This window comes from Alteromonas sp. S015 (assembly GCF_036864485.1).
Lineage (GTDB): Bacteria > Pseudomonadota > Gammaproteobacteria > Enterobacterales > Alteromonadaceae > Alteromonas.
The window spans coordinates 848320-862569 of the sequence record NZ_JAZETO010000001.1; the positions used below are offsets into that span (position 1 = coordinate 848320).

The following is a 14250-nucleotide window of genomic DNA, read 5'->3' on the forward strand; positions in this document are numbered from 1 at the left end:
ATACTTTCTTTTGTAGTCAGTACTATAAAACCAAATATTAATACTTAAGCGTATTAAAGAAATAATGATTTACTAGTACCACATGTGATTAGAATCGAGTGGTAACACCTACGGTGAATCGTCGACCTAATACATCGCCCATCACATAACCTGCCTCGTCTTCAGTTCTGTCGAAAACATTATTCACAACAGCTGAAAGACGAACATTATCGTTCACGTCATAAAACGCGCTGTAGTTCACGCGATTGAATGATGGTCTAACATCAGCAGGGTCAAGCTCAACAGCTGGAACTTCATTTTGCACGTTCTGCACTGTTGACGACGAGTGGAAGAACTGCACTAAATGGCTGAAGTTTTCATAAGTGTGTTGAAGTGAAATATTGCCGCTCCATTTAGGATCCTCGAACTCACCTTCGTTAGGGAAGCCACGCTCTGTATACTCTAATAGGCGATAAACCTGCGCTTTAATGTTGAAAGACCCATACTCACCAGCGTCGAACCCGTAATTAGTAGACAGGTTCCACGATCTCAACGTTGAATTTCCTGTATTCAACGTAGGATAGAATGCGTAGGTTGACGTCATACCTTCTTGCGTTTGCGCCAGAGAACCTGGGCGAGCAACTTCAGGTAACGGCGTGCCGGTGATTGGATTATTAAACGGAACAATCCATTGGCCCTGCTCGTTTTGGGTTGGATAAACCAACGCCTCACAAGCGTTAAAGCCACCTACAACAGCGTTAGGGTAAGTATCAGAGTCGAAACAGTCATAAATAAGTGCTGCAAGACTTAACTCGCCTTCCAGTTCGAATTCATAATAATCGAAAGAAACCGTTAGTCCTTCAATAGCACTTGGCTGAAGTACTACACCAACAGACCAGGAATCTGAAACTTCGTTCTCTAAACCTGCATTACTAGAACCAGATGCAGGCGCGCTGCCACCCGTTGATTGGAAACCATCCAGGTAGCTTGCATCAAGTCCGACAGCCTCGGCTAACGCTTCACAGTTAGTGCGGCGAACGGCTGGACCTGAATCTATTCTGTCTGCATCACATGGATTTAGGTTACCACGACCGATTGAAGCAAACCCTTGGATACCAGCACCAAATAGTTCAACAATTGACGGTGAGCGAACAGCTTTAGATGTGTTACCACGGAAAGTGACTCCCTCATACGGCGACCAGCGCGCGCCGATATTATACACTTCGTCCTTCGCGTCAGACTTAAGGTTTAGGAAACCACCTTCACTAGAACGATCAACAACGCGGTACGCGCCGTCAATCACTAAGCTTTCAAGGCCCATGAATGTGAAGTCATTACCGAAAACAGGAACAGACACCTCAACACCATATTCTATAAAATCTGACTCACCGTTTGAGCCTTGGCCTGTTGTATTTCGTGCTAAGCCTAGGCCAAAGGTGTTGTCAGGCGTGAATTCGTTGGTTTCTCTTCTGAATTCTGCAGAAACGTTGAATACAGCCGTTCCACCTGGCAATTCGTAAATATCGCCACCGAAGTTAGTTCCGAAATACATCTGTTCGCTAACATTTTCAGAACCACTGTTTGTAGTAACGTAATCTATCGCTGCTTGTGATGGCGCGCCTTCACCAAACAAGTTAAGCGGTTGACACGCTGCTACCTGCTCTGCTGTAGGCGTTAAGCCTACCGCTGAGTTAATACCTGATAAGCCAGGATTTCTGACATCAATAGCTTCAGGTTCAGCTAATGTTTGTTGACGACAAACCTCTTGACCATTTTGCATAACTACATCTGTCGCTAGTGCAAATTCAATGTCAAAAAGTTGATCCGAGTAGTTAGTTCTTTTAACTCTTCCGTATGAACCATTTACTTCCCAATAGAAGAAACGGTCACCTAAGAACAAATCACCAGCCAAACTATGAGACGTTCTGAAAAATTGAGTTTCACCACCGGAGTTGGCAGGTCCGCCAAAAATATCACGATACGTTCGGTTAAGGTATAACGCACGGTCGCCATTGATACTAGGAACGTCTAGGCCTTGAGCAACTAATCCGTCGATAATGGCCAGATTTTCTTGTCCGAAGAAAGGGTTTTGATCGATAAATACAGGAAGCGAGAAACTCCCCGCAGATGAAGCACCTGCAGAGGTGTTAGACAGCGGTGCATCTGTCGAATTATCATCCATCTCAGAAAAGATAACGTCGCCTTTATAAACAATATTATCTGTAACATCAAACCTTGTTAGCAAGTTAACCGTTATGCGCTCCTGTTCTGAACGCAGATTGTCAAATACGCCGATTGGAACGCCATCTCCGCCTCTCGCTGAGTTCATATCACCCAGTCGCGATGGTTGGATATTACCCACGTCGAACGGAACAAGCTGACCAGCTTGGTTAAACTGCAAAGGTACTGCACGTCGAGGTAATATCGCCGCCGTCGCGGGATCTGTGTTAGGCACGGTAAGATAAGTGCCATCAGTGAATGTACCAATGAACAAATTAGGATCTATAGCACGACCCGCGGCGGTTTGCCCGTATTCCCACGGTGTACCCAATCCTGCATCGGTAAAAGCTTTAAAACGCTTTGCTAGTAAATCATTCTGGCTTGCTCTAAAAGGGTAAAAGAAGTCGGCTGAAGAGTTACCAATTCTTTGTCCGCCCATCAATACACCACCAAACGATGTTAGTGGATTGTGGGTGCCGTTCTGCCAAAGCACGGAAGGCAGGCCATCGTCGTTTCCATTGTTAGCTGGATTTGCAAAAGCAACCGCTTGTTGACCAGATAATCTACTGGGGTCATTGTCTACAACTAGGTCACTTTTGAAGTACTCGAATGAACCAGTAATGTTAAGACGGCCATCCATGTAGTTGTCACCCGCCAAGAGATTAAAACGGAAGTTTTCACCGTCACCTCTGTCTGTGGTTCCATACTGTGTTTTGGCTTCTACACCTTCGTAGTCGTCTTTCAAGATAATGTTAACAACACCCGCTACAGCATCGGCACCATAAGTCGCACTGCCGCCGCTACCAATGATTGTTTCTACATTTTCAATCAACGATGGGTTAATTAACGACAAATCTACCTGAGAGCCGTTTGCATTGCCTGGAACAAAGACCGTAGCCTGATTCGAACTTACGAAGCGCTGTCCGTTCACTAGTGTCAGCGTTCTGTTACTTCCTAGGTTTAACAAATCAACATTGGCTTGGTTTGAACCATATTGATCATTGTCACCTGTTGCATCTGAGCCTGGACCTACAAATGGAAGCTCTTGAAGCGCCTCAATCGTATTTGTAAACTGACGAATTTCAATTCTATCTGAACCGATTTCCGTCACCTGAATGGTGTCACTAGAGTCTCGACGTAGTCGAGAGCCTGTAACCGTTATTTTTTCGACCGCTGCTTCGTCTGCAGCATTATCGTTTTCCGCTTCTTGCGCATAAGCAAGATTCCCAGCGGATAATGCCATACCGAAGGCGCAAGCTAATTTTACCGAGCTGGCCAACTTATTATTTTTAAACATGGAAAGTCTCCCTGGATCTTTCTTTAATGTGTGTTTTTTATTTTATCTTTAGTTCGAATAACCTAAATCGACGTTGAACTTTAATATTTTTGAACGAATCTAGGTATTCGCTGTCAATAGTAATCAAAGTGTCATAATGGGGCAATTGATGAACAGTACGTGTTGATCACCACTTCTCAAGAACACATAAAGCACTGAATAATAATGATTTATTTGATAATTAAACCTAAAACAAATGCCAACCAGAAACATTTTGTTACATTTATGTCAATTCTTGTTTCTGCTTTTTTCACTGTTGCCAACACGCTAAAATTCCATTAATTCCGCGCTTTCATTCTTTTGAAAAAGTACTGCCATTAGATGAAACAACATAGCGTGTGAGCGTTGACTTACATTTTTAAATTTGTCGGATTCAATGTTCATTCGACAATGTCACAAATAAAATCCTAGCTGCCTTTTGACTACTGTTGGCAATGCGGGCAACGCGCTTTTTGGCAGTAGAAAAGTCGCCATATTAAAAAAATCTAAATAGATGCGATTCGATTCAGTGGTTTTTTTTAAGTAGTGATGGCCTGACGAGCCTCCCGTTCCTATTTTCGTTCCCAACATCCGTTGCACCATCATGGCATGACGATAACGCCAAATCGTAAGCTGTTCGTCTATTTCAGTTAATGATGTTATGAGTTGAAACGGAAGGTTGAAAATAGGCTCCTCAGAATACTGTTTTATGAATAATGCAGACAGTAAGGCTTTATAACTTAATCTGAACTTCCCTTCTTGCTTAAGCGTTTCAAATTTAGATTCATCGAATAACGCGTCAAAGTTCTCTGCAGTTGCTTCCAAGTCTTTTAGCTCTTGACGCCTTTCGGTATCCGATAACATATTGCAGGTAGTAATGGTATGACGGTCATCTTTTAACATCGCATCGGCTGCGTTTTTGTAGTACTGCCAAAAGTCGAATCCTTCGGTCTTTAATAGCGGCATTCTAGACAACCATTTATCTACTAACTCAAATAAGCTTGGTTTACTCTCAAGGTTTTCTAAAAGTGCCCTATCTTTGTCGGAAAGCCGGTTATAAAAGCTCTGCTTGTCGAAATCTATTCTAAACTCTCGCTTTAAGCCCAACGAAATCTCAAGGCGCTTAAATTGAATACTTTGAAAACCTGATGCAGGTACCAGATAGTCTCTGAAAGAAAGAAACTGTTGAGGTGTCATCGTTTCCATAATTGCTATCTGATCGTTCATGAGCTTTTGAATTTGAATAATACGATGAAGCCTGTGCACAACGAGTGTTAGCTGTTGATCTTTTACCGTTTCTTGATTGAAAGTATCAATTACGGAATTCAATTCATGAAGTACCTGCTTAAACCACAATTCGTAAACTTGATGCACAATAATAAAAAGCATCTCCTCATGCGCAGCATCGCCATATTTTTCGCTTTGTAAATCTTGCGCCCCAAGAATTTTGTCTAACTGAAGGTAATCGCCGTAATAGCAGGGTTCAATGTTTTTTTTCATACCATTCTTGCCTTTTTTGTTTTACTCAAATGCCGAAGTCGCTGCACCAATTGATTCATTTACACTGTTTCGAGCGAGTAGTTTAGTTTCAATCTCTGCACGGCTTAACCGCTGTAATGATAGATTATTAATATGCTATCGCTAATTCTGTCACTGTCACCTCGACTTCCACAGAATACAGGCTATACATTATAGAGACATAGAGCCGCAGTTCATGTTGTAGCATCTAGCTTGTACAACAATGTGTCCATCATAGGTTGATGGGCACAGTAATTTCTGTTCAACAGTTTGGCACAGCAGAGAACGTCTATGCACGGCGCTAAAAATAACGATAAGAGGAATGAACGTGAAATTAGATGACGATATCCACAATTATTATGAGCACTTGGTTTTAGAAAGAATTAGTAAACTTGGTCTTGATACGACTAAAAGCCCCGATTATTTGGCGGATTTGTGCTGTCTTGCGCTAAATCAGGTGCCCCCACGCTACATTCGATATGAAGTTGATATGGCATTTTATCTGCCACAAAGTGAGCGCAATCAAATGGAAATGAATGTTGAGCATGCGATTAGCAAAGCACTAAAATATTTAGATGAAACAGAGAAAAGTAAAAAAGAAAATACGGAAGGAGGTATAGATAAAGTAGGATAAGAAATTTGGGTGGCGGGCCTCCAGCCACATCCCGGCACATGAGTCGTCTGCTGCGGCTGCTCCCTTCCAGGCCTGACCGGGTTCACAGAGTATCATTGCGGGAGGACCAAAAGCCCACCATAGAAAATCGCATTCTAAGCAAAGTCATTCGCCCCTGCTCGAGTGCGGGGCGCATTATGACGATTTGGTTATGAGTTTTCAACCCTTTATAGAAAATCTCTCTTCAGCAATAAGGTTTGCAACGCGGTTTGTCGCCGCCCCTTCTTGCTCTGCACGGATATAAATTTCTTTTAGCGTTTCGCCGATTTGCTCAATATGTGCGCGAAGCGCTTCATTAGAACTCGATTCCATACGCTGATGGAAGATGTCGATAACCCCACCTGCGTTAATAACGTAATCTGGCGCGTACAGAATGCCGCGCTGTTGAAGCAATTCACCGATATCTTCACGTGCTAACTGGTTATTTGCTGCGCCTGCAATTACTTTTGCCTTAATTTCAGGCAATGACAGATCGTTAATAGCTGCACCCAACGCACATGGCGCTAACACGTCCACATCTAAGCTCAATATTTCTTCTGGCGCCACAGCTGTCGCAGCAAATTCAGATACGGCTTTTTCAACACCTTCAGGATAGATATCCGCAACATAAAGCTTGGCACCGTGCTCATGTAAGTGTTTTGCAAGACGGTAGCCAACGTGCCCCATACCTTGAATAGCAACACTTACACCATCAAGGCTGCGTTTTAAACCATACTCTACCGTTGCCTTCAGTCCTACGAATACACCATACGCTGTTGATGGGGCGGGGTTTCCGTCAGGTACTTCGCCCGCATAGTGGTATTTAGCATTAACACCAGCAATGTAGTCTGACTCGGTTGCCATGGTTTGCAAGTCAGTAACTGAAATACCAGAGTCTTCAGCAGTGAAATACTTGCCGCCCAATGATTCAACAAACTTCCCCATTGCTTTCATCATTTCTGGCGATTTAGCTTTACGAGAGTCGCCGATGATCACTGATTTACCGCCACCAAGCTTCAAGTTAGCCATAGCTGCTTTATACGTCATCCCCTTTGACAGTCTCAACACATCGGTCAATGCCTCACCACTATTTACGTAGGGCCACATACGACAACCACCGAGTGCGGGTCCTAGATTGGTATTGTGTACAGCAATAATGGCGCTCAAGCCCGCCTTCTCGTCGTGATAAAACGCAACGTGTTCATGATTATTGAACTCCGGGTGATCAAAAACTGACATATTTTCCCTATTAATACCGTGATGAATTAAACCCCACCCAAGATCAAGCTGTCACGAAAACGAAACGCCGCTCATTTGGGATGATGTGAGTGTCTGAAGATAATTTGCGATAAAGTTACCAGCCTCGCAAAAATCAGCAATATTTTGCCAAGTGTATCCGATAGCTTTGAGGACAGACCTTGCAATGTTGAAGAGTGAATTTTACAAACTGAAACACAATGGAATTGATTACAATTTTTCTAGGACAGCTATCCTAGAATTTTTTTTGATATATAATAAACATCATAAAAATGACGGAAACAGTATTAATGAAATTGGATAAATTTGACCGTGAGATTTTGCGCGTACTTCAGCAAGACGCTACGGTATCGATGGCGGATTTAAGCCAGCGTGTAGGGTTGTCGCACACTCCGTGCTGGAGACGTGTCAAACGAATGGAAGCCGACGGCATCATTCTTGGTAAAGTCACATTGCTAAACAGCAAAAAACTGAATTTAGGTGTGTCGGTCTTTATCTATGTCACGTTGAAAAACCATGACGGTGACTCGCTAACCGATTTTGAAAATGCCGTACAAAACATCGATGAAATCGTGGAGTGTCATACCACCAGCGGTGAAAAAGACTATTTACTAAAAGTAATAGTGGAAAGTATTGAAGAGTACGAATTCCTGCTAAAAACGAAATTGACTCACCTGCCTCTTGTTGACCACCTAAGCTCAACCTTCGCGTTAAAACAGGTGAAAAACACCACCGAGCTACCTATCAAGCGCCAATAACTCAAAAAATGGGGTCAGAGTACATTTCTACTCTCCCCCGTCAGTCTAAGTGGCGTCTATTTGATTTTCGGGCTTAGCCCGCTCAAAAGTATCTAACTCGTTACAGTTCTTCGCAATCTTACTAATCAAGGGGTAGCGACTCATATCAACGTTGAAACGTTGCGCATTGTACACTTGAGGGACTAAGCAAACATCCGCAAGCGTAACGTTAAAGTCAAAGCAGTACTTACCAGCTTGGGTCTGAAGGCGCTTTTCAATTCCATCAAACCCTAATGTTATCCAATGGGCTGCCCACTTAGCGACGTCGTCTTGAGAGGCATCAAAGTTTCCCTTTAGCGCATTTAGTACACGCAGGTTGCCTACAGGCTGAATATCGCACGCGATATCTTGCGCTAATGCTCTGACTCTTGCTCGCTCTGTCCGATGTTCAGGAACAAGCTGATGCTCACCATCGTATCTTTCATCAAGATATTCAATTATCGCCAAAGACTGATTGAGAATTATATCTTCGTCTTCATCGATCAGTGTGGGAACAAGGTGCGCGGGGTTTAATTGCGCATAATCGCTGCTGTGCTGCTCGCCCCCGTTGTTTACAAGATGGACGGGGATATACTCGTACTCAACACCTTTTAAATTTAGCGCTATTCGCACCCGATACGAAGCGGTTGAACGCCAATAGCCGTAAAGTTTTATACTCATGGTACTACCATACTTGTCAAATGCTACAATTAGGGCTATCAAGCTTTGCAATGGTTTGAAGATCAATAGCCCTAATAAGAATAGTGCGTGAAACGACATCCTGCTCGCTTAGTAAAGCTTATTTACCTAACCACAATGTCGCTACTATTCACTCAAATGTCTACGTCTAGCGTTTTAGCTAAGCGGTTTAACCTGCTGTTCTATAGCGCCAAAAACAGAGTTGCCTTCTTTGTCCAGCATTTCTATGCGAATGCGATCACCAAACTGCATAAAAGGTGTAGAAGGTTTGCCGTCTCGAATAGTTTCAATCATACGCACTTCTGCAATACACGAATAGCCAACACCACCCTCCGTTATGGCAGAACCATGATTTGTACCCTGTTTATTAGACACTGTACCCGAGCCGATGATAGCTCCTGCACCTAGATTTCTGCTCTTGGCGGCATGCGCGACTAGCTGACCAAAATCAAACGTCATGTCCTGACCCGCTTCAGGCTTACCGAATAGTTCACCGTTGTAGGTTGAACGCAAAGGCAAGTGCACTTTGCTATCTTTCCATGCATCACCTAATTCATCTGGTGTTACAGCAACCGGAGAAAAGCTAGACGCTGGTTTTGATTGGAAGAAGCCAAACCCTTTCGCCAGTTCGCCTGGGATTAACCCTCTAAGTGACACGTCGTTAACTAACATGATAAGTCGAATACGCTCAGAAGCTTGTTCTGGCGTACACGCCATAGGCACATCATCGGTAACAACGGCAACTTCACCTTCAAAATCAATGCCCCAATCGTCACTTGGAAGTATGATGTCATCTTCAGGTCCAATAAAGTCATCAGAACCACCTTGATACATTAATGGGTCGGTCCAAAAGGTTTCTGGCATTTCAGCATTACGTGCCTTTCTCACCAATTCCACATGATTCACATAAGCGCTCCCATCAGCCCATTGATATGCTCTAGGCAAAGGAGACTCACAGCGAGATGCATCAAACGGCACGCTGTCACAGGAATTTTCATTTAACGCTTCGTATTTCATCTGCAGCTGGGGAGCAACTTCTTTCCAATTATCCAGTGCGTCTTGCATGGTTTTGGCAATGTCCTGTGCACTGCACGCTCGAGAAAGATCCTTCGACACTACCATTAGGCAGCCATCTCGGGTTTCATTCTTATAGGTAGCTAATTTCATTGTTCTTTCCTCGAAAAATAATTCATCCGCTTGGCACCGTTGTCCTCCCTCATTACATTACGCCCTTAATATGGGGTCAGTGTAAATTTAAGCGACGGCTCCTCACACAATCACATGAATATAGTTATGCCACTAGTTGGTATACATTGAGAAGTGTTCTGCTAACGAAGTTTTATTTTGCTGTAAGAAAGGATGTACGGCACAAAACGTTTATTGAGCAGGTATAGTGCTGTGTCGCTCGCTCGGTGGGTGATGTAAATTTTTCGTAACAGAGGAATGGCATGGCTATTGGCAAGCAAAAAGACACCGCAGGATAACAGTGCGCATTAGCTCTCACCATTGTTATATGTGATTAGCCCCACTTTAAAAGAAAACCGCATCGACCTTTGCCAAACAGGATAGGTCGATACACTATCATTCCTTAAAGCTTTACCGTTGCCTTGTTGATGCCGTACTCACGTAACTTATTTGCAATTGCCGTATGACTTAATCCCAGTTTTTTGGCCAGTTGACGGGTACTTGGGTAAGAAGGATATAACCGCTTGAGCAAGTCCTTTTCAAACTTTTTCACTTCTTCGTCTAATGTGCCGTCAAAGTTTTCGTCAATATAAGTGACGCTTGGTGCACAACTTGGAAGCTGAATATCTTCTTTGGTAATCTCCTTACCATCAAGGAGTGATAATGCGCGATACAACGCATTCTGTAGCTGTCTTACATTACCCGGCCACGGATACTGCTGAAGAAAATCAACACAGGATTTACTGAGTTTCGCAGGACGGCGACCTAACTTGGTACTGTGTTGAACAATGAAAGACTCGGCTAGAGGAACGATATCCTGCCTTCTGTCTTTTAAAGAAGGCATAACCAAACTTAGTACGTTTAAGCGGTAGTACAATTCTTTTCTAAATCGTCCTTCTTCTACAAGCTGACCTAAGTCACGACAGGTGGTGCAAATAAATCGTACGTCTACCTTAACTGGCTCAGAATCCCCTACTCTTCTGAACTCGCCGTCTTCTAGAACGCGGAGCAACTTAGCTTGAAGCTGAGAAGACATATCAGCGATTTCGTCGAGAAGTAGAGTACCGCCTTTTGCCTGCTCCAACAGCCCCACTTTTGCATTAGGCTGATTGAATGCCCCCGCTGCGTAACCGAACAACTCGGTTTCTGCCACACTGTCAGGTAAAGAAGCACAGTTAAGTGCTAAGAATGCACGTTCACTGCGTCGGCTGGACTGGTGGCAGGCTCTCGCGATCATTTCTTTACCTGTGCCTGTTTCACCAAAAATTAAAATAGGGGCGTCCAAATCAGCTATCTGCTTGGCTTCGTGCACGACGCGCTTCATGAAAGCTGACTGCGTAATAAAGCGGTCAAAGCTATCAGTGGGGGACTGGTGGAACGCTGTAAATTGTTGCCCTAGTCGCATCTCTGATTTTAGTAACACCACAGCACCTGCCATGATCATATTCTGCTCGCCGTCTGGCACGGTAATAGGCAACATATCGGCAAGGTAATCCTGCTGAATAAACTTCACTTTTGAAGACTGTGGCCCAACCGTTTTACCGTCCATCCATTTGGTAAAATTAAAGCCCTTCACTACTTCGCCAATTTCAATGCCTTCAATATCCGCACTCGGAATTTCTAGCCCCGCGCATACCGCCTCATTGCACAACAAAATATTGCCTTTGGCATCGATAGAAAATACAGGGTCCGGCAACGTTCTTAAAATAGCGGAAAGCTGATTTTTTTCACGCTCTCCAGGCATAAAAAGTGTTGTCTTTACATCATCGATACCATCAATACGACGAATCTGAGGCATGAGGTGTTGAAAATCTGCAAACTCGATATTGGGAAAATTAAGGAAAATTTTCCCCGCAGGGTCAATTTCAATACCGCGTAAATCTATTTCTTTAGTGACGAGAATATCTAACACATCTTGAGTGATACCAAGACGGTCCTGACAGCTTATTTCTAGACGCATAGGGTGTTACAGCTATTTTGTAAACATATATGTACAGAATATCATACTTTTACAAAAAGATAACAAGATAAATGTTACAGATGGTTAAATTTGCGGTGAATCACACATTTCATAACGCGCAAAGAGCATGATTAGAAGGCCTAGCGTACCAGATAAAAAATGCCGCTTCAGTGAGCGGCGTCCTATATAAAACACATTTGATTAACAATAGCGTTAGCTGGCTTTTTTCTCTTTAGGTGGGAAAAGTGGGGAAAACAGCCCTAATGACTTAGCTTCTTCTACGAGTGCCATTATATCCATGTCGGCTAACTCAAACAGATGGTCGAACGCCGGTAAGATATAATAAAGAGGCTGCATAATATCGATACGATAAGGCGTTCTTAATGCATCAATAGCAGTAAGCGGGTTACGCAGAGGCGTGTCGCTGTCTAACGCATAGATTGTCTCGCCAGGAGAAGACAAGATGCCTCCACCGTATATCTTCAGTTCATCTTTGGCTCTCACCAATCCAAACTCTACGGTGAACCAATAAAGACGAGCAAGATAAACTCGGTCTTCCTTGCTCGCAGCAAGGCCCAACTTTCCGTAAGTGTGAGTAAAATGAGCAAATGCAGGATTCGTTAGTAGCGGACAATGACCGAATACTTCATGGAAAATATCCGGCTCCTGCAAATAATCAAATTCTTCTCTAGTGCGAATAAAGGTGGCAACAGGAAATTGCTTATTCGCCAGTAATCTGAAAAATTCGCCAAAATTTATTAATGCAGGTACTTCAGCTGTTTGCCACCCCGTTTTCTCCATCAGTACTTTGTTGATGTCGGGTAGCTGAGGGATTTCCTTTTCATTTAACTTCAACAAATCGAGACCGTCCAAGTATTCTTGGCACGCTCTTTCTTTCACCAGCGGTATTTGCCTCGCATAGAGTTCCGACCAAATTTGGTTCTCTTCGTCTGACCAATGGATAATGCCATTCTCGTCAGATTGTCTCGACTGGTATTGCGTTGATTTTGGCATAACTTCTGTAACCAATAGGGTTTAAAAAACTTGTCTATCAGTCTAATGAAATTCGCGACGTCGAAAAGTGTAAGCCCTTACTAGCGACTCGGTTTTGCTGTAACAGGAATTTTACAACACTGAGTAAATACATTGTTTTATATAAGAAAAAGCCGCTATTACGAGCGGCTTTATCCAAGTTTGCTTGTTGCGCTATCGCCAATTAAAGACGGCTAATTTCTTTATTGAGTTGATATTCACGAGACGTTACATAAGTTTCCATTTTGCGAAGTCGAACTTCTGCTTTTTCAAAACGGTTGCGAATATCGTGAAACGCTTGCTTTGGTGGCTCGCCCGCCTGCCATACTTTGGTTTTCACTTCCACTTTTGTGCTTTTTACCTGACCACCGTTGGGGTTTGTCCATCCCTTCCCCTTAGAGAAAACAGGTTGCGTTGGTGCATTTTTTAACCCAACAGGTTTCTTATCGAGAATGAACCAAGCTGCAATGTATGCAACAAAGATGAAAGGTCCGGCTAACAAGAAAAAACCTGTTACAACCAAAATCCTTACTAACCAGGTTTCTAAGCCGAAATATTCAGCGATACCCGAGCACACGCCTGCGATTCTTGCATTTTCTGGGTTGCGATAGAGCTGCTTACCGTTTCTCATGCTCTATTCCTCCACTCAGGTGCCTCGCTGTCTAAAATGGCCTCTAGAGTTTCAATTCGTTCGCTCATTTTCTCGGCTTTCTCGGCTAAGTCTTGCAAAGATGCATGCTCTTCCGCACTTAATCCCTGATTCACTTGCTTTTTGCTTCGGTAGTGTAATATTAGCCATATGGGAGCCACGAATATTGAGAACACCACAAGGGGCATCACCAACACTGCAATTGTACCTTCATCCATCTCAATCTCTCCTACAAACTCTGATGTAATTACCCTCCTTCCGATTTCACATCCGGAGGGTACACCCTATTCTTATTATTCTGATTTTTCAGTGCTTTTATTTGCACCTTTAACTTTCGCTTTTAGTGCCGCTAGTTCGTCTTCCACTTTATCGCTAGCTTCTAACTCGGCAAACTCGTCTTGTAACGTTTTCTTACCTAAATCGTAAGCTTCAACCTGTGACTCAAGGTCATCGATTTTGCGCTCATATTGCTCAAAGCGTCCCATCGCATTATCTACTTTAGTGCTATCCAGCGTCTTTTTCACTTCAAGACGAGAGCTCGCGGTTTTCTGGCGCATAATAATCGCTTTTTGGCGACTCTTAGCATCCGCCAGCTTTTCTTGAAGCTGACCAATTTCATCCTGTAGCTTGCTGATTTGCTCATCAACAATGGCGAGTTCTTTACTTAACGCTTCAGCAGTTTCTGCAGACTTCTTTTTTTCCTGCAGCGCAGCACGCGCCAAGTCTTCTCTGTCTTTGCTCAAAGCAAGCTCAGCTTTAGCTTCCCAGTCGTTTGCATCGCTTTCATACTTTGCAATTTGATTAACTATTTCTTTTTTATTGGCTAAGGTCTTTGCTGATGCTGACCGCACCTCAACCAATGTGTCTTCCATTTCCTGAATGATTAATCTAACCATTTTCTCAGGATCTTCCGCTTTATCTAAAAGCGCATTAATATTCGAATTCACAATATCTGTAAAACGCGAGAAGATACCCATAATAATTACCTCTTGCTAAAAATGGTACGTG

The 14250-nt window shown here is 43.3% G+C and carries 12 protein-coding genes and 1 other RNA gene; 2 read left to right on the forward strand and 11 right to left on the reverse strand.

All coding sequences use genetic code 11. The features are described 5' to 3' along the window. Positions 1-88: 88 nt before the first annotated feature. Together V7R42_RS03670 and V7R42_RS03675 are read right to left on the reverse strand one after the other, a co-directional pair. Positions 89-3496 (reverse strand): TonB-dependent receptor plug domain-containing protein, encoded by a 3408-nt coding sequence (locus V7R42_RS03670; RefSeq protein WP_334018855.1) that lies wholly within the window; start codon positions 3494-3496, stop codon positions 89-91. 432 nt (positions 3497-3928) lie between these two features. Beyond that, complete coding sequence (locus V7R42_RS03675) at positions 3929-5014, reverse strand: tryptophan 2,3-dioxygenase family protein (RefSeq protein ID WP_334018856.1); 1086 nt, start codon at positions 5012-5014, stop codon at positions 3929-3931. Between the two features lie 346 nt (positions 5015-5360). On the opposite strand from V7R42_RS03675, the gene V7R42_RS03680 reads away from it, so the two are divergent. Beyond that, the gene (locus tag V7R42_RS03680) at positions 5361-5666 is read left to right on the forward strand and encodes a late competence development ComFB family protein (RefSeq protein WP_334018857.1); all 306 of its coding nucleotides are present in this window, start codon (positions 5361-5363) and stop codon (positions 5664-5666) included. A gap of 15 nt (positions 5667-5681) precedes the next feature. Here V7R42_RS03680 and ffs read toward each other — a convergent pair. Both ffs and V7R42_RS03690 read right to left on the reverse strand, forming a co-directional pair. Then, an RNA gene (gene ffs / locus V7R42_RS03685) (signal recognition particle sRNA small type) lies at positions 5682-5778 on the reverse strand. Positions 5779-5864: 86 nt separating this feature from the next. Further along, positions 5865-6923 carry a Glu/Leu/Phe/Val dehydrogenase dimerization domain-containing protein gene (locus V7R42_RS03690; RefSeq protein WP_334018858.1) on the reverse strand — a complete coding sequence of 353 codons (1059 nt, stop codon included), beginning with the start codon at positions 6921-6923 and terminating at the stop codon, positions 5865-5867. A gap of 308 nt (positions 6924-7231) precedes the next feature. Here V7R42_RS03690 and V7R42_RS03695 point away from each other — a divergent pair, with 308 nt between their 5' ends. Continuing rightward, positions 7232-7699 (forward strand): Lrp/AsnC family transcriptional regulator, encoded by a 468-nt coding sequence (locus tag V7R42_RS03695; RefSeq protein WP_014948689.1) that lies wholly within the window; start codon positions 7232-7234, stop codon positions 7697-7699. Positions 7700-7744: 45 nt separating this feature from the next. Here V7R42_RS03695 and maiA read toward each other — a convergent pair whose 3' ends face one another. The 7 genes from maiA to pspA form a co-directional block, all read right to left on the reverse strand. Further along, complete coding sequence (gene maiA, locus V7R42_RS03700; RefSeq protein WP_334018859.1) at positions 7745-8398, reverse strand: maleylacetoacetate isomerase; 654 nt, start codon at positions 8396-8398, stop codon at positions 7745-7747. Between the two features lie 174 nt (positions 8399-8572). Continuing rightward, positions 8573-9583: a fumarylacetoacetate hydrolase family protein gene (locus tag V7R42_RS03705; RefSeq protein ID WP_334018860.1), complete on the reverse strand. Its 1011-nt coding sequence runs from the start codon at positions 9581-9583 to the stop codon at positions 8573-8575. A 421-nt stretch (positions 9584-10004) separates the two neighbouring features. After that, complete coding sequence (tyrR, locus tag V7R42_RS03710) at positions 10005-11561, reverse strand: transcriptional regulator TyrR (RefSeq protein ID WP_334018861.1); 1557 nt, start codon at positions 11559-11561, stop codon at positions 10005-10007. A gap of 213 nt (positions 11562-11774) precedes the next feature. Continuing rightward, positions 11775-12575 (reverse strand): phenylalanine 4-monooxygenase, encoded by an 801-nt coding sequence (gene phhA / locus V7R42_RS03715; protein WP_334018862.1) that lies wholly within the window; start codon positions 12573-12575, stop codon positions 11775-11777. 202 nt (positions 12576-12777) lie between these two features. Further along, positions 12778-13224 carry an envelope stress response membrane protein PspC gene (gene pspC, locus V7R42_RS03720; RefSeq protein ID WP_334018863.1) on the reverse strand — a complete coding sequence of 149 codons (447 nt, stop codon included), beginning with the start codon at positions 13222-13224 and terminating at the stop codon, positions 12778-12780. Beyond that, the gene (gene pspB, locus V7R42_RS03725; protein WP_039222985.1) at positions 13221-13460 is read right to left on the reverse strand and encodes an envelope stress response membrane protein PspB; all 240 of its coding nucleotides are present in this window, start codon (positions 13458-13460) and stop codon (positions 13221-13223) included. The genes pspC and pspB overlap by 4 nt, the downstream gene beginning before the upstream one ends. 75 nt (positions 13461-13535) lie before the next feature. Next, the gene (pspA, locus tag V7R42_RS03730) at positions 13536-14219 is read right to left on the reverse strand and encodes a phage shock protein PspA (protein WP_334018864.1); all 684 of its coding nucleotides are present in this window, start codon (positions 14217-14219) and stop codon (positions 13536-13538) included. Between the last annotated feature and the right edge of the window lie 31 nt (positions 14220-14250).

Bases quoted from the DNA above. Each gene is read 5' to 3' on its own strand.
- V7R42_RS03670 (WP_334018855.1), bottom strand. From the start codon at position 3,496: ATGTTTAAAAATAATAAGTTGGCCAGCTCGGTAAAATTAGCTTGCGCC.
- V7R42_RS03675 (WP_334018856.1), bottom strand. From the start codon at position 5,014: ATGAAAAAAAACATTGAACCCTGCTATTACGGCGATTACCTTCAGTTA.
- V7R42_RS03690 (WP_334018858.1), bottom strand. From the start codon at position 6,923: ATGTCAGTTTTTGATCACCCGGAGTTCAATAATCATGAACACGTTGCG.
- V7R42_RS03695 (WP_014948689.1), top strand. From the start codon at position 7,232: ATGAAATTGGATAAATTTGACCGTGAGATTTTGCGCGTACTTCAGCAA.
- maiA (WP_334018859.1), bottom strand. From the start codon at position 8,398: ATGAGTATAAAACTTTACGGCTATTGGCGTTCAACCGCTTCGTATCGG.
- V7R42_RS03705 (WP_334018860.1), bottom strand. From the start codon at position 9,583: ATGAAATTAGCTACCTATAAGAATGAAACCCGAGATGGCTGCCTAATG.
- tyrR (WP_334018861.1), bottom strand. From the start codon at position 11,561: ATGCGTCTAGAAATAAGCTGTCAGGACCGTCTTGGTATCACTCAAGAT.
- phhA (WP_334018862.1), bottom strand. From the start codon at position 12,575: ATGCCAAAATCAACGCAATACCAGTCGAGACAATCTGACGAGAATGGC.
- pspC (WP_334018863.1), bottom strand. From the start codon at position 13,224: ATGAGAAACGGTAAGCAGCTCTATCGCAACCCAGAAAATGCAAGAATC.
- pspB (WP_039222985.1), bottom strand. From the start codon at position 13,460: ATGGATGAAGGTACAATTGCAGTGTTGGTGATGCCCCTTGTGGTGTTC.
- pspA (WP_334018864.1), bottom strand. From the start codon at position 14,219: ATGGGTATCTTCTCGCGTTTTACAGATATTGTGAATTCGAATATTAAT.